The organism is Halomonas sp. 72 (genome assembly GCF_052379785.1).
In the GTDB taxonomy this organism is placed as follows: domain Bacteria; phylum Pseudomonadota; class Gammaproteobacteria; order Pseudomonadales; family Halomonadaceae; genus Vreelandella; species Vreelandella citrativorans.
Genome location: NZ_JBQSYY010000025.1, coordinates 9,755 through 33,878, shown reverse-complemented (window position 1 = coordinate 33,878; position 24,124 = coordinate 9,755). Strand labels below are relative to the sequence as shown.

The window sequence follows — 24,124 nt, the reverse complement described above, 5'->3', positions numbered from 1 at the left end:
GCTTCCTGTTCGTCAGGCCAGCGTTTTGCCTCGGGTTTCCTTCAGATTCTCCCTCGCGGGAGACACCCTTGCCGTCGGCTAGCACTTCCCCTTGCCGGGCGTGCAGGGGACTTTCACCCCCAAGTCATCCTGAGGCACCACCCCCAGGAACAGCGCCTATCAAGGCGCTACGCGCCATGCCTGGCGCACAATAAAAAAAGCCCGCATCTTTCGATGCGGGCAAGAGGGGGTACACCAATAACAATGACTGCTCACGCGCCCCTTATGGGACGCATGGCATTACGCTAAATCAAACCGATCAGCGTTCATCACTTTTGTCCAAGCGGCAATAAAGTCGCTGACAAACTTCTCGACGTAATCATCCTGAGCGTAGATTTCGGCATAGGCACGCAGAATCGAGTTGGAGCCAAACACCAGATCAACGCGGCTGGCTGTCCACTTCACTTGACCCGTTTGGCGATCACGAATCTCATAATGGTCGCCCGCCGGGTGCCAGGTATTGGCCATATCCACCAGGTTCACGAAGAAGTCGTTGGTCAATGCGCCTTCGCGCTCGGTGAACACGCCATGTTTGGTGCCTGCGTGGTTGGTGCCCAGCACACGCATGCCGCCGACCAGTACGGTCATTTCCGCCGCAGTCAGGCCAAGCAGCTGGGAGCGGTCCAGCAGCATCTCTTCGGGGCTGACCACGTAGGTATCTTTCTGCCAGTTGCGGTAGCCGTCGGCCAGCGGCTCGAGCGCCTCGAACGACTCGACATCGGTCATTTCATCCGTTGCATCACCACGGCCGGGGGCAAAGGGCACTGTGACGCTTAAGCCTGCGGCTTTTATCGCCTGTTCGATGCCTACGTTACCCGCCAGCACGATGGTATCGGCAAGGCTTGCGCCGCTTTCCTGGGCGATAGGTTCAAGCACTGCCAGCACGCGGGCCAAGCGCTCGGGCTCATTACCTTCCCATTGATTCTGGGGCGCCAGGCGAATGCGTGCGCCGTTGGCGCCACCGCGCATGTCAGAGCCACGATAAGTGCGTGCGCTGTCCCAGGCGGTGTTAACCATGTCGCTGATACTCAAACCGCTAGCGGCGATACGCGCTTTCAGGGCGTCAACGTCGTAATCGGCCGGCCCAGCGGGCACCGGGTCTTGCCAGATCAGGTCTTCTTGAGGCACATCTGGGCCTGCGTAGCGCACTTTCGGACCCATGTCACGGTGGGTCAGCTTGAACCAGGCGCGGGCGAAGACATCATCAAAGTACGCCGGGTCCGCCATGAAGCGCTGGCAGATCTCGTTGTAAATTGGGTCGACCTTCATGGCCATATCGGCATCGGTCATTATCGGCATGCAGCGGATGGAAGGATCTTCCACGTCTACCGGCATGTCCTCTTCCTTAATGTCGACAGGCTCCCACTGCGAAGCACCGGCGGGGGATTTTCTCAGCTCCCATTCGTGGCCAAACAGCATCTCGAAGTAGCCCATGTCCCACTGCGTCGGGTTCTTGGTCCAGGCGCCTTCAATACCGCTTACCAGGGTGTCACGGCCAATGCCACGACCCTTGGTTTTCATCCAGCCAAGGCCCTGGAGCTCGGGGCCAGCCGCTTCGGGCTCCGGGCTTAGATCGCCGGGTGTGCCGTTACCATGGCACTTGCCGATAGTGTGGCCACCAGCAGTCAGGGCAACCGTTTCTTCATCGTTCATCGCCATGCGTTTGAAGGTTTCACGCACCTGGGCGGCGGTCTTGAGCGGGTCGGACTGGCCGTTCACGCCTTCCGGGTTCACGTAGATCAGGCCCATCTGCACGGCGGCCAGCGGGTTATGCATGGTGTCGGGCTTTGCCACGTCGCCGTAGCGGCCGTCGGAAGGCGCCAGCCACTCTTTTTCAGCGCCCCAGTAGGTGTCCTTTTCAGGGTGCCAGATATCCTCGCGACCAAACGCAAAGCCGAAGGTTTTCAAACCCGCGACTTCATAGGCCACAGTGCCGGAGAGAATCATCAAATCGGCCCAGGATATTTTGTTACCGTACTTCTTTTTGATTGGCCACAGCAGGCGGCGGCCTTTATCGGTATTGGCGTTATCCGGCCAGGAGTTGAGCGGTGCAAAGCGCTGATTGCCGGTGCCGCCACCACCACGGCCATCCGCCAGGCGATAAGAACCTGCCGCATGCCAGGCCACCCGGGCAAACATGCCTACGTAGCTTCCCCAGTCGGCTGGCCACCACTCCTGGCTTTGGGTAATCAGTTGGCGAAGGTCCGCTTTCAGTGCCTCGACATCCAACGTTTGAAGCGCTTCGCGATAGTTAAAATCTTCACCCAGTGGGTTCGTCTTGGTATCGTGCTGGTGCAGGATGTCCAGGTTCAGGGCGTTAGGCCACCAGTCGGTGTTGGACTTGCTGGCGGCTGTGTTACCACCGTGCATTACCGGGCATTTACCACTCATGCGTTCGTTTCCCCTTATTGCTCTTACCCCTGGCGTGACCAGAGGAACACTCAATGACGTCTCTCAACATGACGCTTTCAAAACGCGCGAGCGGGCGACTCATTGACATGGCACTGTTTTAAAGCACATTAGCTATAGCTACAATTTGCATTTAGCGACTAACTTGATAGTAATTTTTAATCCACAGGCGAAAAGGCCATTTCCTGGTAACCATGGCAGTGAGCGAGACGCGCCGACTAAACGCAAACAGGGCGCCCTTTGGCGCCCTGTTCGTTGGGTTACACTGCGTTGTGGAGCGTTAATCGACCAGCGGCAGCAATGCATTCAGACTATCGCGAGCATCACCGTAGAACATCCGGCTGTTCTCCTTGAAGAACAGCGGGTTTTCGATGCCTGAGTAGCCGGTACCCTGCCCGCGCTTACAGATAAACACTTGCTTGGCCTCCCAGACCTTCAATACCGGCATACCGGCAATGGGGCTGTTAGGGTCTTCTTCAGCGGCCGGGTTAACGATATCGTTGGAACCAATCACGATCACCACGTCGGTGCTGGCGAAATCATCATTGATTTCATCCATCTCCAATACAATGTCGTAAGGCACCTTGGCCTCGGCCAGCAACACATTCATGTGCCCCGGCAAACGGCCCGCCACCGGGTGAATGCCAAAGCGTACGTTCTTACCTGCCGCGCGCAGCTTGCGCACCAGGTCGCTGACCGCACCTTGAGCTTGCGCGACAGCCATACCGTACCCCGGCACGATCACCACGCTATCGGCATCGTTTAGGGCACTGGCCACGCCGCCAGCATCAATCGCCACCTGTTCGCCTTCGATCTCTGCCGCTGGCCCAGTACTTCCGCCAAAACCGCCCAGAATCACGTTAACGAAGTTGCGGTTCATCGCTTTACACATGATGTAAGAGAGAATCGCCCCGGAGGAGCCCACCAGCGCGCCGGTCACGATCAAAAGATCATTAGAGAGCGTGAAACCGATAGCCGCCGCCGCCCAGCCGGAATAGCTGTTGAGCATCGACACCACCACCGGCATGTCCGCACCACCAATCCCCATGATCAGGTGATAACCGATGAAGAAAGCCAGCGCGGCCAGCAAAATCAGCGTCCAGAAGCCTGCACCGTTGAGATAAAGCACCGCCAACAGCAATGAAAGCACTGCCGCCCCAGCATTCAGCAGATGCCCGCCAGGCAGTTGACGCGGTTTGCCATCCACCTTGCCCGCCAGCTTGCCAAAGGCGATCACGGAGCCTGTAAAGGTGATCGCACCGATAAAGATGCCCAGCACGACCTCAATCTGCAAAAACGTCAGCTCATCGGGGGCCTTGGTAGCCACCAGCGCGGCAAACGCCGAAAACTCTTGCATGACACCATCAGCCGCACGGGCAGCCAGCACTCGGCGGCGCTCCAGGTCCGCACTCCACGCCACAAACACAGCCGCCAAACCCACAAAGCTGTGCAGGGCGGCCACCAGTTGGGGCATTTCGGTCATTTCGACCTTACCCGCCATATAGGTACCGATGCCTGCGCCGATAATCATCATCGGGATCAACCACCAGTAGCCACCAATGCCCGGCCCAAAGGCGGTGAAAAACACCGCAACGGCCATCCCTACAATGCCGTACCACACAGCACGCTTGGCTTTTTCCTGATTACTAAGCCCACCCAGCGATAAAATAAACAGTACGCTTGCCGCAATCGCCGCAGCAGATACGAATCCTTGACCTAACATATCGTCTCTCCGCCGCTCAGGATTTTTGGAACATGGCCAGCATCCGGCGTGTCACCAGGAAGCCACCCACAATATTGATCGTTGCGATGAGTACCGAAATAGCCGCCAGCACGCTAACCACTGCACTGCCTGAGCCAATCTGCAAAATCGCCCCCAAAATAATGATGCCGGAGATCGCATTAGTCACCGCCATCAGCGGCGTATGCAGCGAGTGGCTAACTTTCCAGATCACCTGGAAGCCGATAAAGCAGGCCAACACGAAGACAATAAAGTGCTGCATAAAAGACGCGGGCGCGACCTGACCGAGCAACAGCATCAGCGCACCACCGATCGCCAATATGCCGACCTGACGTTTGGTCTGGGCTTTGAACGTCGCCGCTTCTGTGGCTTTTTTCTCTTCAGGCGTCGGCTCTTTTTCTTTCTTCTTCGGTTTGGCCGCAGCAATCGCTTTTACTTTGGGCGGAGGCGGCGGAAAGGTCACTTCGTTCTGGTAAGTCACCGTCGCGCCACGAATCACGTCATCATCCATATTGTGATTGATCACGCCATCTTTCTCAGGCGTTAAATCGGTCAGCATATGGCGAATATTAGTGGCATACAGCAAGGACGACTGGGTCGCCATGCGTGAGGGGAAGTCGGTATAGCCGACCACAATCACGCCGTTATCGGAGACGATACGCTCATCGGGCTGGGTTAAATCGCAGTTGCCGCCTTTTTCAGCCGCAAGATCGACAATCACCGAGCCGGGCTTCATGGCCGCGACCATATCTTCAAGCCACAGCTTGGGCGCCAGGCGCCCGGGGATCAGTGCGGTGGTGATGACAATATCCACATCAGGCGCCTGTTCGCGGAAACAAGCCAGCTGTTTTTCGCGAAACTCGGGGCTTGAAGGCGAGGCATAACCGCCGCTTGCCGAGCCATCCTGGCTGTCTTCGCTGTCTGCAAAATCCAGGAACAGGAACTCAGCTCCCATCGACTCGATCTGCTCGGAGACTTCCGGACGCACATCAAAGGCACGCACCACAGCACCCAGGCTGGTGGCGGTACCAATGGCCGCAAGCCCGGCAACGCCTGCGCCAATTACCAGCACCTTAGCCGGAGGCACTTTGCCCGCAGCAGTTACCTGGCCGGTAAAGAAGCGGCCAAAGTTATTGCCTGCCTCTATTACCGCGCGGTAACCGGCGATATTGGCCATGGAGGAGAGCGCGTCCATCTTCTGGGCACGAGAAATGCGCGGCACCATATCCATCGCAATCACGGTGGCGCCCTGGGCACGGCACTTCTCAAGCAGCGCTTCGTTTTGAGCGGGCCAGAAAAACGCAATCAGCGTTTGTCCTTCTCGTAGTCGTGCCGCTTCTTCATCAGAAGGCTCGCGGACTTTAATGACCACCTCAGCGCCCTGCCAAAGAGCGTCAGCACTATCCACTACGGTAACGCCAGCATCACGATAAGCGTTGTCATTAAAGCCCGCCGCAAGACCAGCGCCTGTTTCAATCAGACACTCGTGGCCCAGCTTTTGGATCTGCTTTGCGCTTTCAGGGGTAAGCGCCACACGTGCTTCTCCCCGACTCGTTTCCTTAGGTGCGCCTATTCTCACACGGGTACTCCCTACGGTTTGAAAGCCGACAATAAGCTGTCATGGTTTGTTTTGATGCCAAGTACAGCCCGCTTGACGGCAGTTGGTTTCGACCACCACATCTTTATAAAACGTTACAGACTCTCATGTTGCGTTTTAATAAAGCCATTCAACCTTTGATGCATGACATGAGCTTTTCCAAACATCGTCACCGGCAGGAGCAGTATGCGCAAAAATCAAGCGGCATAATTACCTCAATGCGACCTGATCGTAAGCTGTACAAGACGGGCAACCAGTGGCCGTACTACCAAAATGCACACAAAGGCGCTGGGCATGGCTACCCGATAGGCGTGCCATACCTGGCTAAAATAGTGATCACTCACTCCCGCATTAACGGCGGTAATAATCAGGGTCATTAAGAACGCCATAATCGTCGACATGTATAATGCAAATATGACCGGCGTAAAACGTGGGTGCAGCTTGCGCGCTGCCAGCAGGCGCTGTTCTGGGTAGCGGCGGGTTGTCATGGGTGAATTACCTTATCTATCAAACGTGTTTGCGCACTCTACAGTGACTTGAACCAATTCAGAAGCAGGTTCACGATAAGCACAGCCATAAGTTAATATTACGAATGGCGCTAAAGATTAAGGTATGGCTTATGGTTGCGTTACGCGGTATCGAGAGTTTTGTGAAAGCAGTTGAAGCCGGCAGCATTGCGGGCGGCGCGCGCCGTTTGGGTATTAGCGCGGCAGCCGCCAGCCAAAACATCAGCCGCCTGGAAACCCACTTGGGGGTGCGCTTGCTCACCCGCACTACGCGCCGTTTAGCGCCGACGGAAAGCGGTGCTACCTATTACGCAAAAGTGCGTGAACTGGTACAGGAATTGGAGCTTGCCGGTCAGGCCGTCAGCGCGCTGCATGACGCACCCAGAGGGCGTTTGCACATCGCTTCAACCGGTGCCTTTGCCCGGCACCTATTGGCCCCCATGATCCCAGCCTTTAATCGCCGTTATCCCGACATCACGGTCGAGCTCAGCATTGCCGACCGCCACGTGGACCATATCGCCGAATCGGTTGACGCCAGCATTCGCATTCGTCATGCGCTGGAAGAGGGGTTGGTGGCGCGTCCTATTGCGCGGGTGCCATCCATCTTCTGCGCAGCACCTCGCTATCTTGAGCAGGCCGGATACCCGCACACTCTGGAGCAGCTTAAGGAGCATGACTGCCTGGTATTTCGGTTTCCTTTGGATGGGCGCTATCTCGGCTGGGGTGCGGTACGCAACGGCATACGTTTCGATGTGCCGGTGAAGGCACGTATGATCAGCGACGACATTGATGCACTGGCCCAGATGGCCATTGAAGGTGGCGGCATCACACGGTTAGCGGCGTTTATTGCAGAACCGTTAATTGCGCAGGGCAAGCTCGTCGCACTGTTTACGCCGCCGTTTGCGGCTGATGAGCCCCTGGAGGTTGACCCACTAGAGTTTTATCTTTGTGTCCGGCATCGGCGTGAATTAACGCCCAAGGTCCTGGCGTTTCAGCAGTTTCTCACCGAGACTCTCCCTGCCCACTGGCGGGCCTAGGCCGACATAACGCGTTGCAGCATCCCTTCTGCTTCCGTTTCGCTCACCCCCAGCATTAACAAAATCTGGCGCTGGGTCGCCAATAACACATGCTGACGCTCTTCCTCACCGGGTAGGCTTTTGGCAATGGCCACGGCCCCCACCAGCGCTGCCAGAATAACCCGCGACTTACCGGCAATCACTTCGCGGTCGTGGGCAAAGGGGAGTTTTTTTAGCTTGCTCAAGGCAAGCAAGCGCATTTCAAGCATCTTTTTCATCCGCAGGTAAGACGCCTCAAACATGGTACGAATCTCGGCTTTCTCGCTGCCTATTTCATTAAACAGCACCGCTTCCGGCCCTGGCTGTTGCTTACGCTCAAGCTCCTGGAGATTCCAGTAGTTAGAGACCAGCTCCGTTAGGTGCTGCAAGGAGAGCGGCCCTTTTACCAAGCGTGCCGCCCGGCTGCCATCCAGCGCTTTACGCACAGAGGCATCATACAACGCCTCTTTGGAGGCGAAGTGGGAATAAAAAGCCCCGTGGGTCATTCTGGCCAGCTTCATGACCTGACCGATGGAGACTTTATTAAAGCCGTATCGGCTGAACAGTTCAGTGGCTGACGCCAGGATACGCTCTCTGGTTTTGGCCTTATGGCTTTTGGGATAAGGCATGTTGACCTCGTTATGTACTGCTAAATCGTTCGGCTAAATTGTTTGGCTAAATAATCCTGCTAAATATTATCTTGATCATATAATGCGTACTGCTAGCGTAGCCGTATTTAAAGCACTGAGGAGCCGCTATGCACTCACCTATTGTTATCACCGGCATGGGCATGGTCAGCCCGCTGGGATATAACGTCAAGACAAGTTGGGACACTCTGCTGCAAGGCCGTTCAGGGATTCGCCAGATTACCCGCTTTGATACCGCTCAAACGCCTATCAAAATTGCCGGTGCGGTTGCCCACTCAACTGATGACCCGCAGGCGGGGCTTTGTCTGGATGATATCGCGGATGCCAAAGAGCGCCGCAAGTTGGACCTGTTCAGCCTTTACGCCATGGCAGCGGCAAAAGAGGCGCTTGAGCAGGCTGGCTGGCAGCCAACGGACGAAGCACAACGCCGCGCCACGGCGACCATTATCGGTTCCGGCATTGGCGGGTTCCCCACGATTACCGAGGCCCAGCAAACGCTACAGCAGAAAGGTTACCGTCGGGTGTCGCCGTTTACCGTACCCGCGTTTCTGGCCAATATGGCGGCGGGCAATCTGTCGATTCGCTACGGTTTTCAGGGCCCGCTGGGCTGTCCGGTGACGGCGTGTGCGGCGGGCCTGCAAGCGATTGGCGACGGCATGCGTCTAATCCGTAGCGGTGAAGCCGACGTGGCGTTAGTGGGCGGCGCCGAGGCGTGTATTGACCCACTATCATTAGCGAGCTTCAACGCGCTCAAAGCGCTTTCCACCGAGCATGAGCAGCCTGAAAGTGCGTCGCGTCCCTTCGACAGCACCCGCAACGGTTTTGTGATGGGCGAAGGTGCGGGCCTGCTGGTGATTGAAACACTTGAACATGCACAAGCGCGCGGCGCCACGCCGCTGGCCGTCATTAGCGGCTACGGCACCAGTGCCGATGCCTACCATATTACTGCCGGGCCAGAGGACGGTAACGGCGCCGCCGCGGCGATTCATTCGGCGCTGAAAATGGCGGGGCTTAACGCGGATGAGATTGGCTATATCAATGCTCACGCCACCTCCACGCCCGTGGGCGACCGGGCAGAAATTGCCGCCTTACGGCGTGTGTTTGGTAGCAAACTGCCACACATTCCGATCTCTTCCACCAAATCGGCAACGGGCCATTTGCTGGGGGCGGCGGGCGGTGTTGAGAGTATATTTTCAGCGCTTTCTGCCACGACGGGCCAGCTGCCGCCCACACTTAACCTGACGCACTGCGATGAAGATATGCAGGATCTGGACTTTATCCCGCTAACAACGCGCACCCAGCCCTCCCCGCATGTGCTGTGCAATGGGTTTGGGTTTGGTGGCGTCAACGCGGCACTGATTATCAGCCAGATGTAGCGCTTGGCCATCGGTTTTTTACCGCCGTTCGCGTATCCTCTTGGCCTGCTTTTAGCGGCGGAAGAACATGAAACGCTACGAACGCTTTGCCGAGGAAATATCCGAACTGATCCGCAGTGGTGTGCTGGCGCCGGGGGAACGCGTGCCCTCAGTTCGTCAGGCCAGCCGCCACTACGCCATTAGCCCATCGACGGTGTTTCAAGCGTACTACCTAATGGAGAAGCAGGGGCTAATCGTGTCGCGGCCACGCTCGGGCTACTTTGTCCGCGAACAGGCGCAGCAGTTTCTCAACGAGCCCGAAATGACCTTGGGCCACCCTGAAACGGCCGACATTGCGGTAAGTGAACTGGTTTTTTCAGTGCTGGGGTCGCTTCAAAATGTCGATACGGTGCCTTTTGGCTCGGCCTTTCCAAGCCCTGAGCTGTTTCCGCTTCCCCGCCTGGCGCGCAGCATGGCCAAAGGGCTGCGCGAGCTTTCTCCCAACGCCATCATCACCGATATGACTGCAGGCGATACGGCACTGCGCCGCCAGATCGCCCTGCGTTATCGGCTGGCAGGCGTACACCTACCGCCTCAGGAATTGGTGATTACCAATGGCGCCATGGAAGCCCTCAACCTGGGGTTTCAGTGCGTGACTGAACCTGGTGACCTTGTCGCCATCGAGTCCCCGGCCTTTTACGCAAGCCTTCAGGTATTGGAGCGTTTGAAGTTACGGGCGGTCGAGATTCCTGTTCATCCACGGGAAGGAATCGACCTGGACAAGCTGGCAGACAGCCTTGCCAAGTACCCAATTAAAGCCTGCTGGCTGATGAGCCATTTGCAAAACCCGCTTGGGGCGAGCTTGAGTACGGCCAAAAAGCAGGCGCTGTATGGGCTGTTGAAGCAGCATCAGGTACCGCTGATCGAAGATGATGTGTATGCCGAGCTCTATTTTGGCGCCAAGCCCCCCGTGCCGGTTAAGCACTTTGATGATGAAGGGCTGGTGATTCACTGCGGGTCGTTTTCAAAGTGCCTGGCGCCCGGCTATCGGGTCGGCTGGGTAGCCGGAGGGCGCTACGCCGAAAGCATTTCCCGGCTGAAACTGATGACGACAATTTCACCCTCGGTGCCCGCTCAGGTAGCCATTGCAGATTACCTTCAGCACGGCGGCTACGACCGCCATTTGCGCAAGCTGCGCCTGGCGCTGGAATTTCAGCAAGCCCGTATGCTCTCGGCGGCGGCACGCTACTTTCCCGAGGATACCCGCGCAACACGCCCTGCGGGCGGATACTTTCTGTGGTTTGAATTTCCCAAGCCGGTGGACTCACTGCGCCTGTTTCAAATAGCTCTGGCGCAAGGGATCAGCATTGCACCTGGGCCTATTTTCTCTGCCACGCAGGGGTATCAGAACTGCGCCCGCTTAAGCTATGGCCACCCGTGGACACCGCGCAGCGAAGAGGCCATGGCGTTTTTGGGCGAACAGCTAAGAGCAATGCTGGCATCTTGTTAGGCGCTGCTTGTCAGGTGTCAGATGCCCATTTTCAGACGCTCGTTTTAGCGACTTACGCCTTTTGGCTATGCAGATGACGATTGTCTGCCGATGTTAACCGGGCCAGCTTTCCAATTTGATACAGGTCGTGTAGATACATATCAAGCCGGGAAATGCCGTGAGAGATGGCGATCAGCACGAAAGTTAATAGCATCAGCACCACAGGTTCATTCAGCCAGGTAAAGGCGGGCGATGCAACAGGGTATAACAGCGTATAGATGCTCATTCCCCCCAGGAACTGCGCCAGCATGCTGTTCACAATCACCAGTGAAATCATCAGCACGCGGGTGTCCCATGTGGGTAGCCGGGTTTTACACAATGATAAATGCCGCACACGTAACTCGCCGCTGACATCAAGCTGCTCCCTGCGGCGCAGAAGTGGAATGGCATAGGTGCCCGCTTTTTCCTCAGTAAACGCCAGGAGCGCCATGTGATGATCCATCTGAGGCCCAAATGTTTGAGCGACCGCCTGGTCAAAGTCGGCTGACCCGACTGCTTGTTTCGCCAACAATGCTTTATGCGAAAGCTCGCTTAAGCGCTCTTTATCGCCGCTTGAGAGCTTCAAGTCGTTGGCAAAGTTAATATTATAGTTAACCTCATACACCTGGTATAAAGCGGCCGTGACACCTATAAAAATCATAAAATAAATGAAAACAGTCAGCATAGTAGCGCGCCTCTTAAACGTTTTATTACTCTAACAGCCTGACGTCTGGTTAACGAATGTCCTGCTCGCCATCTGTGCGTTTTTGAATTCTGCCTTGCACTGCCGTTTCAGTACAGACTCAGAACGTTACGATAAATACATATCAGCTTAAAGGCTGACCCAGCGCAAGCAAACCCGGCTCGCGTGACGCCTTCGCCATTTAGCTAACCTTAATGATTTTGCTATACGTGAGTAGCGTCATACAGCGCATAGCGCATGAAAGCCATCAAAGACTGAGCTAACATAGCGGCCCGCGATCAGAATCGCTTAAAACAATAATGACATTTCAATAAAATCTCGCTCACAAGGAGCCCACCATGCCCCCTCAAGAATCCAGCACGCTGACGGCTTCTCCTCCGGTCACATCCATGTATGCCAAATACCTGGCCGCGCTTGGCCCCGGCTTTTTATTTGCGGGGGCAGCCATTGGCACGTCTCACGTTGTTCAATCAACGCGTGCTGGGGCGGAGTATGGCATCGGCTTACTGGTCTTTATTTTACTTGCCATACTGCTTAAGTATCCGTCTTTTTTCTTCGGGCCATTTTATGTCAGCGTCACAGGCAAGTCGCTGGTTGAGGGCTACCGCCAGACCTTTGGTAAATCCGTGGTGGCGCTGTTTGCGCTGGTCCAAATACCTGTCTCGGCGATTATTATTGCCGCCATTGCGATTACCACGGCAGGTCTTGCCGGCAGTATCGTGCCTATGACGTTAAGCCCGCCAGCCATCGCCGTGATACTGATTGCCCTGTGCTGCGTACTGACATTTGCAGGCGGTTACAAGCTACTTGATTGGGTCAATAAAGTCTTTATTGTCATCTTAAGCGTCACCACCCTGTTGGCTGCCCTGGTGGCCGTGCCCCTGGTCGACTGGACCTTCTACCCCGCGACAGCCGTCTCTCCGCTTTTTAGTACAGCCACCTTTATTACCCTGGTAGCGGTGCTTGGCTTGATGCCGTCTGACATTACGCTCGCGGTGATGAACTCACTGTGGTCAGAGGCGCGTAATAAAAATCAGGGCGTGCGCAGCGGCACTGCCGCCGAAAAAATCGACTTCAATATCGGCTATATCGGCGCGGCCGTTCTGGCGGCCTGTTTTGTCGTAATGGGCGCTGGCGTGATGCACAGCCAGGCAATAACGCCCGCCGATGGTGCCGTCGCTTTCGCAAGCCAAGTGATTGGCCTTTATACCAACACCTTGGGCGAGTGGAGCGGCGTGGTCGTGGGTATTTCCGCGTTTACCGTCATGCTCACCACACTGCTGACCGTGCTGGATGGCTTTCCACGCATGATCACGGCCTCTTACTATACGTTTACACGCCCGGAAGGCGCCACGGAAGAGAGCCGTACGATTGAGGGCAGCCGCGCATTTTTTATATGCATGGTGGGCTTATCACTACTGGCCGTGGTGATTCTGTATACCTTGATGGGCAGCTTCCGGCTGTTTATGGACTTTGTCATGGTCGTGGCGTTTTTGATAAGCCCGGTGCTGGCTACCCTCAACCACCTGACGGCAAACGGCTCAACCGTGCCGGTGTCCCAGCGCCCTTCACGCCTGATTAATGCCTGGAGCTGGCTAGCAATCGCTACCCTGGCGCTTCTGTCACTGGGTTATATTTATGTTCGCTTTATTCACTAACTCGTAAGTACTCGCTAGTCAGCGCCTCGCGAAGCCGCTTTAGTGCATGGCTGAGCGCTAACTGGCTTAAGTGCAGTTTTTCGGCCGCGCAGGTATTGATAGGCTCGACCCCGCATTTGCACCGTGCACCGGCACACCGGTATGTGGCGGTATGTCGACCGACTTACTGCTAAAAGTTGATATAAAGAACTATCGCCCTTCATGGTCCTCAAGAAGGGCGAATTTTATGGTCTATTTCCAATCCAAGGCTCTTAAAAATTTGTTTCAAAAACATGACGCAAAAGAGATTTTGGTGCACGTTTCAGCGTTTTCCTTCCCGAAAAAAATCCTATCTAAAATCCGCTATTAACAGGCTTTTTAGAAAGCATCTCGCTTGCCAATCTAACTTTCCTTTTTTTACTAAATTAACCTTGTTAAGATGCTTAGAAAACTAATCAAATCGATTAAAATTCGTTAGGGAACGCTGGTTTTGAAAAATTCAACTTCACTTCCATGCCAAGCTTCTTTTGATCTTGCTTTATTGAAACCACTTTTTTAACGCTGGCTTATCTGAACCAGTCAATGAGTGGTTCCTCAAAGTAAGGTATAGGCATGACATCTCTGTTGCTGCATAGCGGTAAGACAGACCAATATCGCGCCCTTGGCGAGACGGGGCAGCCGGTTTTTCACTCTGCGCTTCAATTACGTAAAACTATTGCACGCCGCCTAAAAGGAAAAGAGCGCCACCTTGCTATACCACAACGCGACCAGCAGGGAGAAGGCGTCGATTGGTACAGTGGCATCCCCGGTGACGTAGTGCCTTGGAAGAATGCTACTGAAGGTGAACGAGAGGACGCGCGTATTCAGTTGGAATCTTTTAAAAAAGAGATTCAAGCTGTCGAAATGCCCGGTGACGGCCAGGGCGGTGACCACGAAGTATTCGCACGCTTAGTCAAATGGTCTTGTCACTTCCCAGATGAAAACCATGTTTATTTGGTGGACGGCACTCCGGTACTCACCTTTTGGGGCTTTATACATCCTGAAGCCGACCGGCACGCTAATCCTTTGCAGTGCCTCTATCCCGAGACTGAGCCAGCACAGGCTCCTGCGCCCATATCCCCGCCTCTAGCTCCACTAGCGGCTGCCGTGCCTAGCAATGAGCCCACTGCTGTGAAACCGCGCCCTTGGTGGCGCCGTTTATGGTGGCTATTGCCCTTGGCTTTACTTTTAGGCTTGCTGTTGCTGCTGGGATTGAAACGCTGTTCTACACCGCCGCTAGAACCCAAGGTTGAGCTAAGTCTACCGACGGTCCAAACGCCTTCTTTTGCTGTTCCTCAACTGCCCTCGCAGGGCTTGAATACTTGGCCTTTTAGTATCGGCCCTAAAAATCTTGCGCTGCCAAATGGCGTTTTTGGGTTAAACGCTGGAGCCAGCATGCCAGCCCAGGGAAGCTCAACTGGAACGCCTGCTATAGCGTTATCTGATAACAGCTTGGCAAACACGATGCCATCTCAATCAAATATGGATTTAGCGCTTTCTGAGCCATTGCCACCTGTCAGTGAGCTGCCCGTCAACGCGTTATCACCCAGTGCCACAGAGCCGCCAGCAGGCAGAGCCAATACAGCCCAGAGCCCAACAGCCCTCCCTGAGCCACTAAACCTTCCTGCCAACACGCCAGATGGAACAGCTGCTTTTCTCGACGGTAATTGGCAAGGCGCAGGCGTAATGGATAGCCAGAGTGGTCAGCCTCTTCAAGTACGCTACGCATTCAACCAAGGCGAAGGACAGATGTTTATTCGCCGCGGTGGGCAGGCTGGTGTGATGTGTTCAGGTCCTGTGACTGCCGTGATGCAAAGTGGTGAACTCCAGGTTGAAGCCCAAGAGCGTGCTCGCTGTGAAGACGGCAGTAATTACGAAATGCCGCGCGTAGAGTGCCATCAAAACGAGGGCGAAATGGCCGACTGCGCAGCCAGCTATGACGATGAACCTTTTCCCATGCGGCTTCAGAAAGCCAGCGAATAGGACGGTAAACGGATTATGTTACCTGAGATTATTAATTTCGAAGAGGTGGCAACTCTGGTTAGCCACTCCGGCGTTCAGTTCCTGGACTTTGGTTTAACACTGGAGCCTCGCAAGGAGCCAGCTGGGGAGTTCATGTATCTGGCCACTACGGACAAGATGCTGACTCGCCTGCTGGTTAATGAAGAAGATGGCTCTTTATTTCATGAAGTAGAGCCTGGCGAGTTTGAAATCGTTAAACGCCCTCAATTCGACATGGCGATGTCGACAAGTCTTGAGCAGTTGGATAAAGCCTGGCTCCCGCTCCCCTTTTTCCGTTTTCGGCCGCCAAGCAAGTTTGATGAAGGCCCTGCCAACTGGGCCCGCATGCGCTTGACGGCCTTGGATGAGCCCGATATCGACGGCCATACTCATCGCCTGACGTTAGCCTTTGATACACAAACGCTGCCGCGTCGTGATAACACCGCATACCTTTGCCCAACGACGGATGACGTCAACTCAGGCACCAACTTCCGCCTGGCCACCAGCACGTCGAACATGCGCTGGTTTCTTGACCAATCCTGGGTAAGAGAATGGCTTGAAGAGCTTTTCCGCGAAGCCAATCCCAAGCTTGATAGCCAGGAAATGCGTGACGCTCTTGAAGAGTGCCAGCATTTTGCACATTACCTGAACGTACTTAGCCTGCTGCGCCAGCCTATCGAAGAAGAGCACAGCAAGCAGGGCAAACGCGTTCATATTCCTGACATCAAGGTTATCGCCCAGAAAGAAGGGGTAATTCCCGTCGACCTAGTGCTCGATGTCGGCAACTCGCGTACGTGCGGGATTCTGATAGAAGATCACGGCCAGTCGGGCATGGGGCTGAGACACAACTATGTGCTTGAGCTGCGTGACCTTGTCGATCCTGAGCGGGTTTATAGAGACCCGTTTGATAGTCGTATTGAATTCTCACAGACCTTTTTTGGCAAAGACCACTTATCCGTCAAGAGTGGCCGTCATGACGCTTTCTTATGGCCTACCATCGCCCGGGTTGGCGTGGAAGCAGGACGTTTGGCCGGACGGCGGCGGGGCACCGAAGGCTCCACAGGTCTATCCAGCCCCAAACGTTACCTGTGGGACGATGAGACATATCACCACGGTTGGCGCTTTAACAGTGCGTATGTGCGTACCGACACGGAGCCACATGCCACCGCCGCCCCCTTCTCTCATCTGATTAACGAGCTGGGGGATGCGCTCTACACGCTGGATGAAGAAGATCAGCTACCTGTCTTCAAGCCGCACTACTCGCGCAGCTCGCTGATGACCTTCATGCTGTCAGAAGTGCTGGCACAAGCATTGATGCAGATGAACAGCCCCGCTCAGCGTGCCCGGCAAGGGCATACCAACCGCCCTCGCCAGCTACGCTCTATCACCCTGACAGTGCCTCCAGCGCTGCCACAGGCAGAACGCAGCCTGCTGGTATCACGGCTTGAGCAAGCGGTTGCCCTGATCTGGAAAAGCCTGGGCTGGGATCACGGTGAAGAAGAGAGTAATCCGTTTGAAGCAGAAGCTGACGGCACCTTACGCGTCCCGATGCCGAGCTTGCGTGTAGAGTGGGACGAAGCCTCCTGCGGCCAGTTGGTTTACCTCTATACGGAAATCAAGGAGAACTTTGCCGGGCATCCAGAAGAGTTCTTCGCAACGCTTGCACGCCCTGATAAACCCCATCGTGAGCAGGTCAGCCTTGCCACTATTGATATTGGTGGCGGCACCACGGACCTGGTCATTACCGACTACCATCTTGACCGCAGTGGATCAACGAGCGGAGGCAGTAATGTCTCCGTCGTACCACAGCAGCGCTTTCGTGACGGTTTCCGCATCGCCGGAGATGACATCCTGCTTGATGTCATTCAGCTGTTCGTACTTCCCAGTTTTGAGGCCGCGCTCAAGCAGGCAGGAGTAGCATCGCCTGACTCGATGATGTCGCAACTATGCGGGCAGGACAACGCTAATGCCCAGAATCAGGTTCTACGCCAACAGCTTAACCTGCAGGTTTTCACCCCGCTCGGCCTAGCGCTACTTGAGGCCTATGAAAGCTTTAACCCCGAGCAGCCTTGTGGCTCAGAGACACTCACCTACGGTGAACGCTTAGGCGAGCACAAGGTAAGCACATCGGTGCACCGTTATGTCGAAACGGCACTAAGGCACGAGCTGGGCATGGACCTTACGTTTGATTTGATGAGCATTCCGCTTACGTTCAACTTGCTGGACGTTCATCGTGCCTTTTTGCAAGATCGCTTCAACATCTGCAAAACCCTGGCATCGCTGTGTGAAGTGGTTTTCCAATATCAGTGCGACATGCTCTTGATTACCGGCCGCCCATCACGTTTACCGGGTGTCCAAGCCTATTTGCGCAAAATGCTGCCACTACCACCGGGGCGCATCCTGCCACTGCAGGGTTACCGCACAGGCAGTTGGTACCCCTTCCATCGCAACGGCCGTATAGACGATCCTAAAACCACGGCTTCCGTAGGCGCGATGTTGTGCTCACTGTGCACCCGCCATGATCTGTCCAACTTCTTTTTCGATGCTGCGAAGCTGAAACCCTATTCAACGATTCGTCATATTGGTTTGATTGATAACAATAATACGATCCCTGATGCCGATATCACCTATCGCGATATAACAACCTCCGAAGACGGCACCATGATTCATCTGCAAGAAGATGAAACAGGGGAAACGCCCGCAATCGAAATGCGCGGTGCACTTCGAATCGGCTTTCGCCAGCTAGCCGCTCAGCGTTGGTCAGCGTCTCCGCTCTATACGCTGACGTTTACCCCGACCGGGACGGAGAAGTTCGAAAAAGCCAAAGCCAATACGGGCCACGCTTTCATATTGAAGGTACGTTTAGCGGTGGATGAACGGGCCAGCAAAGGCAGCCTGATCAGTGATCGCCTGAAGATCGCCAGCGTTGAAACGAGCGGTGAAGGCAGCTTTAGCTCACGTGACCTGAAGCTGCAGCTCAATACACTTAATGATGCCGGACTGGGCGATACCAACTACTGGCTGGACAGCGGGAGCGTAAAACGCACATGAACCAGTTGACACCCGAACAGTTGTCACCAGGACAGCTGACGCCAGAACAGAAACAGCTCAGCGAAGGCTGGAAGTCCTTTTATCAGGGCGCAGGTGAAGCCCTGGAGTGGATTGACTCAGTGCGCCAAAGCGCCCCCAGCCTCGACAGTGAAGCAGACACGCTGGGGCTTGCCCTTTATCGATCCCGTAACCTTGCGAAAAGCTTATCGCATGCCGCCACGACACCAATGACCGTCGGCTTTTTTGGGCTCTCTCAAGCGGGTAAGTCGTATCTTATATCCGCACTGGCGGCTGGCGAAAACGGCAAATTGGAAACGCGTTATGGCTCGGCTCGTTTAGACTTTATCGAACACATCAACCCTGTCGGTGGTGGTAAGGAAGCGACCGGCCTGGTCACACGATTTAGCCGCACGGCAAGCTCCGGCCCCAGCGAATTCCCGGTTGAACTCAAGCTGTTCAGCGAAGTGGAAGTAGCGAAAGTATTGGCGAATGCCTGGTTCAACGACTTCGACCACGAACGCGAAGACGTTTACGAAATTGATGAAAGCAAAGTCGCGCGCCTGCTGTCGCTTTACGCTGCTGAATCTGATGAAAAGCGCCAATCAGGGATAACGCCGAAAGGTGTAACGCCCGAAAATGTGGTAGAGCTTTGGGACTACCTACAGGCGAGCTTTCCTAAATCCGTCAGCAAACTCAACGCCCGCTACTGGCCGCAGGTAGTCAAGCTTGCCCCGCAACTTACCAGCCACCAACGGGCTGAGCTGTTCTCCATTTTATGGGGCGAACAACCCGAACTTACCCACCTTTATCGCCAACTCGCCCAGACCCTGGATGCCTTGGGCCACGCCGCTCGCGTTTATGCCCCGCTTCGCTGCCTGGTAGTGAGCGATGGAGACGGCTTTAGTCAGCGCGACAGCATCATGAACGTCGACATACTGGAGCGCCTGGGTACCGCAAAGGATTATACGCTTGAGGTTTGCCCCTCAATTGGCGATACCCTGGCCGCGCCGGTTAGTTTATCGGTTGCCCAACTCGCAGCACTCACGGCGGAACTGACCTTTCCTCTGATCGAGCCTACCCGTGACCCGCGGGTAGAGCAGGTGGACCTGCTGGACTTCCCCGGTTATCGCGGCCGTTTAAGCCTACGTAATATTGGTGAATCAGGAAGCCAGGAAGGCCTTTCTCAACTCTTGCTGCGTGGCAAGGTGGCCTACCTGTTCGAGCGCTACACGGACAGCCAGGAAATGAACGGCTTGGTGGTCTGTACAAGTTCAGACAAGCAGAGCGATGTGACAAGCGTTGGCCCGGTCTTAACCCGCTGGATCGAAAAAACCCAAGGCGAAACAGCCGCCGAACGCGGCCAGCGCGATCCTGGGCTGATCTGGGCGCTCACCATGTTCGATAAGCGTATTTCCGGCGCGTTGCAACAAACCGAAAGCCAGTTGCGTGAAGGCTGGGAAGGTCTGATCAAAATGACCATGCTGGAGCGTTTCGGAAGCTTTGAGTGGATGCAGGAGTGGTCACCCGGCCAAGCGTTTAATAATACTTTCTTGGTGCGCAAACCGCGTTTGCCTGTGCCGTTCCTGGTAAGTGAAGAAGGCCGGGAAGTTGCCATAAACGAAGCAACACAAGCAGCCTTGGCAAGCATGCAAAATACCTTCATTGAAAGCCCGACGGTACAGCAGCACGTTCAGCAACCCGCCGATGCCTGGCAAGCAATGCTGACGCTAGATGATGGTGGCATGGCCCACGTTGGCGACTACCTGGGCCGCATTGCAGGCTTGGAGTACAAATTAGGCCGGATCGAAAGCCAGCTCAAGGAAACATATCGTACGCTGGTCACGGATCGTCTTGCTACTTGGCACTTCAATGACGCCGATGGTGAAGTAGAGCAGAAGCGCGCCATTGCAGGCCGTTTCTGGAAAGAGCTTCAGGTGCGCTGGCAATCAATGGGAGAGCTGCAATATCACCTGGAACTGCCCGACGAAACCGTTCGCGACCTCTACCTCAGTGACAGCGAAGACAGCCTGTCATCATCCACAGAAGATGACGACGACGCTAGCGTCGACAATGGTGGGCTATATGGCAGCAGTAGTGCTGGCCTGGAAGCTGACTTTGGAGCGCTTCCTTTTGGCGACAGTCCTGGCGAACCAACCGATATACCCGCCCAGGCACCAAGAGCGCCCGTGCTGCAAAGTGCTGATCACCGCTTTGCCAAGGCCGTCTATCACGCCTGGGTAGGTCACTTGCGTGAGTTTCCCCAGCGCCAAGGGCTGTTACGCATGCTGGGGCTGGATCGTGATTTGATGAAGCTATTGGCCGATGAACTGATTACAGGTGCCAGCCGGTCAAAGGTACAAGAGAAACTGCAAGAAGCCCTGCTGCAACGCATTCAAAGCGGCGCCCGCCGGGATCGGCTCGTGTCACGGCAAGTATTGACGGCCCAGCTCGTGCTGCGTGATTTCATTGCCTGGCTCGGTTTTCACTACCTTCCTGTGGATCAGCGGCCTGCAAGCCTTGTGGGTAGAAAAGGTCCCCTATTTGGCTATCAGCGTGACCACCTACCCAACGGCGAATTACCGCAACTACCTGACCAGCCCGTCAATCAAGCGCAGGTGTATTTTGGCAACTGGCTATCCGGACTTTATCTCATGACTCAAGAAAATGCCGGGCATAGCGGCGGTCGCGAAATCACCATTGAGCAGAATGAGCGCCTCGGTGAGGTACTTGCGTTATTCACTACCAAGGAGAAGGCGTATGCGTAAAGTTGAGCTTCGCCCCCTGTCTGATCTTAAACCCGGTTATGCCCAGCTAGTAATGATCGGTGGCACTCCTCCGAGCGAAGGTCTGTCGGTAGACATTCAGCGCAACCAGGATGAACACTTTTTACAAGCCGATGGAAAGTGGGGAAGCCACTCTTTTAAATTCACGCTGCCAACGCTGCAAACCAATGCGGACGGCCACTCGACGGCTGTGGTCGATGAGCAGATCGTTGACCCACTAATCGAAAATCCGCATGCCACCAATATGGTTCGGTTTTACGCTGCTGATGGCACGGAGTTGGGGCGCGCACGTTTAAAGCTAGCCCGTGACCTGATGCCATCCGGCGCCAGTGGCAGTACGCCCTCATTAGCCGCAGGAGCGGCCCTACATTCACCGGCGGCGCCAGAACCCGAACCAGAGCCTGACCCCATACCGGTTGAGCCATCACCCGCCGAGGTTACAACGCCAGCGCCAGAAGCGCCCCAGACAGCAAAAAAGGGCAATAAGCGATGGCTTTGGATAGTACTGGCTATTGTGCTTTTGGCACTTCTTGCAGCCGCCGCCTGGTTCGGCCTAGCGATGCGCAATGCGCCTTCAGACGCTGCCAGCGAAGCAGAGCAGGAGGAAAGTCAGCCTGAACAGCCGTTGGAAGAAGAGCCTGCTGCCCCAGAACCTGAACCTGAACCTGAATCTGAACCTGAAGCTGAAATAGCTCCGGTCGGTGAAGAGGGCCCGGCAGAAGGGATTGCCGCTCCCTGCTCTCTTCAGCGTATGACCGAACAGGGCGAACTTGAGTTTATTCAGAGCTGCACCTCTGCTGGGATTGATTCTGACGTCATGCTGAGCGTGATTGACGACGCGCTAGCGAATGAGCGTTGCGGCATAGCACGTCGTCTTTACGCCCATGAGGCGCTTAATGGCGATATTGACGCCGCGCTTGGCTATGCCCGCCAATTTGATCCTGAACAGCATGCATCCAGTACCTGCTTCCCAGAAGCGGATGCTGAAACCGCTATCTTCTGGTACGAGACCGCCCAAGGCATTGACGCCACAAATCCAGAAGCTAATCAGCGACTTGAGGAACTTCAGCCATGACACTGCACAGGATACTGCTGAGCCTGACGGTAGGCATGTTGGCAGCTACTCAAGCGCTCGCTGACGACCGACCTTTATTACAAGAAGGAAAGGAAACACTTTACCAACGCGTTTTGACAACGCCAGGCTGTCACCTCGTGCAAGATGCAGGCGGTGCAGGGGGCGAGCTCCAACCTGCCTTTAGCCGTTTTTATGTGTATCAGTTGAGCGAGAAGAGTGGCGAAAACTGGCTAAAGGTGGGCCCCGATAGTTATGGCAGCGCCATTGGCTGGCTGCCTGAATCCTGTACGGTCGATTGGAAAATGCAGCTCACACTGTCATTTACCAATCCTGCTAATCGTGAACGTCTGATGTTCTTTAAAGAACGTGACGGACTGATGCAAATTTTTGACGACTTTGAGCCTTCCGGAAAAGTAGCTCCCTTACGTGCTCAGCTACGCCGTGATGGTGAGGCTTCGGGGATCGTCGCCCAAGAGCCTGAGTACTTTGTCGATCTTCAAGAACAGTTTTATTTACTGCCTATTCTTGAAGGCGAAGAGATCATGACTGAGGCTGGCTTTATGACACGCTTGCTGCGTGTTGCTTCTGTCAGTGAGGCGGCTGAAGAAGGCCAGCAGGATGATACCCAGAAGGATCCTTCAGCGCAGTTACGTGAGTTTAATGCCGGTGTTGTATTTGTCATTGACTCCACCTCTTCCATGGGACCCTACATTGAGCGTACCCGTGAAGCCGTTGAGCGTATATACCAGAGGATTGAGGACCAACAGCTCACAGACCAGGTAAAATTTGGCCTGGTTTCCTATCGCGACAGCGTAGACGCAGCACCCGGCATTGAGTATGTCACCCGTATGTTCGCTAATCCTGCTGATATTGAAAGCGGCAACGATTTTATGGCCCGGGTGGCAAGCCTCAGCGAAGCCCAGGTTTCTACCGTTGGCTGGGAGGAAGATGCTTATGCGGGCATCATGCAGGCAGTCGAAGAGATTGAGTGGAGTAATTTTGGCGCGCGCTACATTGTTTTAATCACTGACGCCAGTGCAATTGACAGTGATAGCGAGCGCTCGTCGACAGGGTTTAGTGCAGACCAGGTTCGTCTGGAAGCCGCCCGTCAAGGTATTGCAGTCTATACCTTGCATTTAAAAACCCCTGGCGGCGAGAGCAACGGGGACCATGCTAAAGCTGAAGCACAATACAGCAACCTCTCTACGTTCGCAGGCACGGGCACCTCACTCTATTACCCTGTTAATACAGGCGATGTAATACTTTTTGGACAGCGTGTTGATGCTTTAGCCTCCGCGATTACGGACCAGGTTCAAGCGGCATATTTAGGCGATGAGGCCATCGGTAGCGCTTTAAACGCCGAGCCCACTGAAGACCCAAGTGAGCAACGTTTGATGGATGATATGCAGGTCATTGGCCATGCAATGCGCCTTGCTTACCTTGGCCAAGTAACGGGAAGCCAAGCTCCACCCGTATTTGAAGCATGGATTAGCGACCGAGATCTCATTGCTCAACATGTGCCAACCATCGACGTGCGTGTACTGCTTACCAAAGGGCAGCTTAGCGATTTGAGTGACGTGGTCAGTGAAATTCTTAACGCAGCAAATGCTGGGCTTATTTCGCCGACCGACATGTTTGATCGGCTCCGCTCTGTGGCTGCAGCAATGGGTGCGGATCCTAATCAAGTACAGCAAAGCGAAGGGCAGCACTTAAGCGAATTAGGACTTATGGGCGAGTACCTTGACGACCTCCCCTATCAAAGCGAAGTGCTTAATCTTGATGAAGAAACCTGGCTGAGTTGGGATGGTTTGCAGCAAGAACGCTTTATCAGACGCCTCGCCACTAAACTACGTCATTACCAGCGCTATAACGAAGACGTTGATAGGTGGGTATCTCTCGCTGAAGGCGCCGACCCTAGAGATGATGTCTATCCGATTCCACTAGAAATGATGCCTTAA

At 55.0% G+C, this 24,124-nt stretch carries 15 protein-coding genes and 1 pseudogene; 10 read left to right on the top strand and 6 right to left on the bottom strand.

The genetic code is table 11. The features are described 5' to 3' along the window. Positions 1-279: 279 nt before the first annotated feature. The 4 genes from katG to ACT3T6_RS16390 form a co-directional block, all read right to left on the bottom strand. Entirely contained in the window at positions 280-2,430 is a 2,151-nt protein-coding gene (katG, locus tag ACT3T6_RS16405; RefSeq protein ID WP_193053195.1) for a catalase/peroxidase HPI, read from the bottom strand. 298 nt (positions 2,431-2,728) lie between these two features. Beyond that, positions 2,729-4,171, bottom strand: a complete 1,443-nt coding sequence (locus tag ACT3T6_RS16400; RefSeq protein ID WP_193053194.1) for an NAD(P)(+) transhydrogenase (Re/Si-specific) subunit beta — start codon at positions 4,169-4,171, stop codon at positions 2,729-2,731. 16 nt (positions 4,172-4,187) lie between these two features. Next, positions 4,188-5,768 (bottom strand): Re/Si-specific NAD(P)(+) transhydrogenase subunit alpha, encoded by a 1,581-nt coding sequence (locus ACT3T6_RS16395; protein ID WP_193053193.1) that lies wholly within the window; start codon positions 5,766-5,768, stop codon positions 4,188-4,190. A 233-nt stretch (positions 5,769-6,001) separates the two neighbouring features. Further along, the gene (locus ACT3T6_RS16390) at positions 6,002-6,274 is read right to left on the bottom strand and encodes a DUF2798 domain-containing protein (protein ID WP_172117817.1); all 273 of its coding nucleotides are present in this window, start codon (positions 6,272-6,274) and stop codon (positions 6,002-6,004) included. Positions 6,275-6,405: 131 nt separating this feature from the next. On the opposite strand from ACT3T6_RS16390, the gene ACT3T6_RS16385 reads away from it, so the two are divergent. Continuing rightward, positions 6,406-7,329, top strand: coding sequence for a LysR family transcriptional regulator (locus tag ACT3T6_RS16385; RefSeq protein ID WP_192528411.1), 924 nt, complete (start codon positions 6,406-6,408; stop codon positions 7,327-7,329). On the opposite strand, the gene ACT3T6_RS16380 is transcribed toward ACT3T6_RS16385, so the two are convergent. Next, positions 7,326-7,976: a TetR/AcrR family transcriptional regulator gene (locus ACT3T6_RS16380; protein ID WP_192528412.1), complete on the bottom strand. Its 651-nt coding sequence runs from the start codon at positions 7,974-7,976 to the stop codon at positions 7,326-7,328. The genes ACT3T6_RS16385 and ACT3T6_RS16380 overlap by 4 nt on opposite strands. A 128-nt stretch (positions 7,977-8,104) precedes the next feature. On the opposite strand from ACT3T6_RS16380, the gene fabF reads away from it, so the two are divergent. Then, positions 8,105-9,370 carry a beta-ketoacyl-ACP synthase II gene (gene fabF, locus ACT3T6_RS16375; RefSeq protein ID WP_193053192.1) on the top strand — a complete coding sequence of 422 codons (1,266 nt, stop codon included), beginning with the start codon at positions 8,105-8,107 and terminating at the stop codon, positions 9,368-9,370. Positions 9,371-9,437: 67 nt separating this feature from the next. Beyond that, complete coding sequence (mapR, locus tag ACT3T6_RS16370; RefSeq protein ID WP_193053191.1) at positions 9,438-10,859, top strand: GntR family transcriptional regulator MpaR; 1,422 nt, start codon at positions 9,438-9,440, stop codon at positions 10,857-10,859. 52 nt (positions 10,860-10,911) lie between these two features. On the opposite strand, the gene ACT3T6_RS16365 is transcribed toward mapR, so the two are convergent. Further along, the gene (locus tag ACT3T6_RS16365) at positions 10,912-11,562 is read right to left on the bottom strand and encodes a hypothetical protein (RefSeq protein ID WP_193053190.1); all 651 of its coding nucleotides are present in this window, start codon (positions 11,560-11,562) and stop codon (positions 10,912-10,914) included. A 356-nt stretch (positions 11,563-11,918) separates the two neighbouring features. On the opposite strand from ACT3T6_RS16365, the gene ACT3T6_RS16360 reads away from it, so the two are divergent. The 7 genes and pseudogenes from ACT3T6_RS16360 to ACT3T6_RS16330 all read left to right on the top strand — a co-directional run bounded on the left by ACT3T6_RS16360 (position 11,919) and on the right by ACT3T6_RS16330 (position 24,124). Further along, on the top strand, positions 11,919-13,238 hold the full coding sequence (locus ACT3T6_RS16360; RefSeq protein ID WP_193053189.1) for an NRAMP family divalent metal transporter: 1,320 nt from the start codon (positions 11,919-11,921) through the stop codon (positions 13,236-13,238). A 94-nt stretch (positions 13,239-13,332) separates the two neighbouring features. Continuing rightward, a pseudogene (locus tag ACT3T6_RS16355) lies at positions 13,333-13,416 on the top strand (arginase family protein); the annotation flags it as partial. A 413-nt stretch (positions 13,417-13,829) separates the two neighbouring features. Then, complete coding sequence (locus ACT3T6_RS16350; protein ID WP_192528416.1) at positions 13,830-15,239, top strand: SrfA family protein; 1,410 nt, start codon at positions 13,830-13,832, stop codon at positions 15,237-15,239. Positions 15,240-15,254: 15 nt separating this feature from the next. Beyond that, the gene (locus ACT3T6_RS16345) at positions 15,255-18,308 is read left to right on the top strand and encodes a virulence factor SrfB (RefSeq protein ID WP_193053188.1); all 3,054 of its coding nucleotides are present in this window, start codon (positions 15,255-15,257) and stop codon (positions 18,306-18,308) included. Beyond that, positions 18,305-21,073, top strand: a complete 2,769-nt coding sequence (locus tag ACT3T6_RS16340; protein WP_192528418.1) for a putative virulence factor — start codon at positions 18,305-18,307, stop codon at positions 21,071-21,073. Before ACT3T6_RS16345 ends, ACT3T6_RS16340 begins: the two co-directional genes overlap by 4 nt. Next, on the top strand, positions 21,066-22,166 hold the full coding sequence (locus ACT3T6_RS16335; protein WP_192528419.1) for a hypothetical protein: 1,101 nt from the start codon (positions 21,066-21,068) through the stop codon (positions 22,164-22,166). The genes ACT3T6_RS16340 and ACT3T6_RS16335 overlap by 8 nt, the downstream gene beginning before the upstream one ends. After that, positions 22,163-24,124 (top strand): vWA domain-containing protein, encoded by a 1,962-nt coding sequence (locus ACT3T6_RS16330; protein ID WP_193053187.1) that lies wholly within the window; start codon positions 22,163-22,165, stop codon positions 24,122-24,124. The genes ACT3T6_RS16335 and ACT3T6_RS16330 overlap by 4 nt, the downstream gene beginning before the upstream one ends.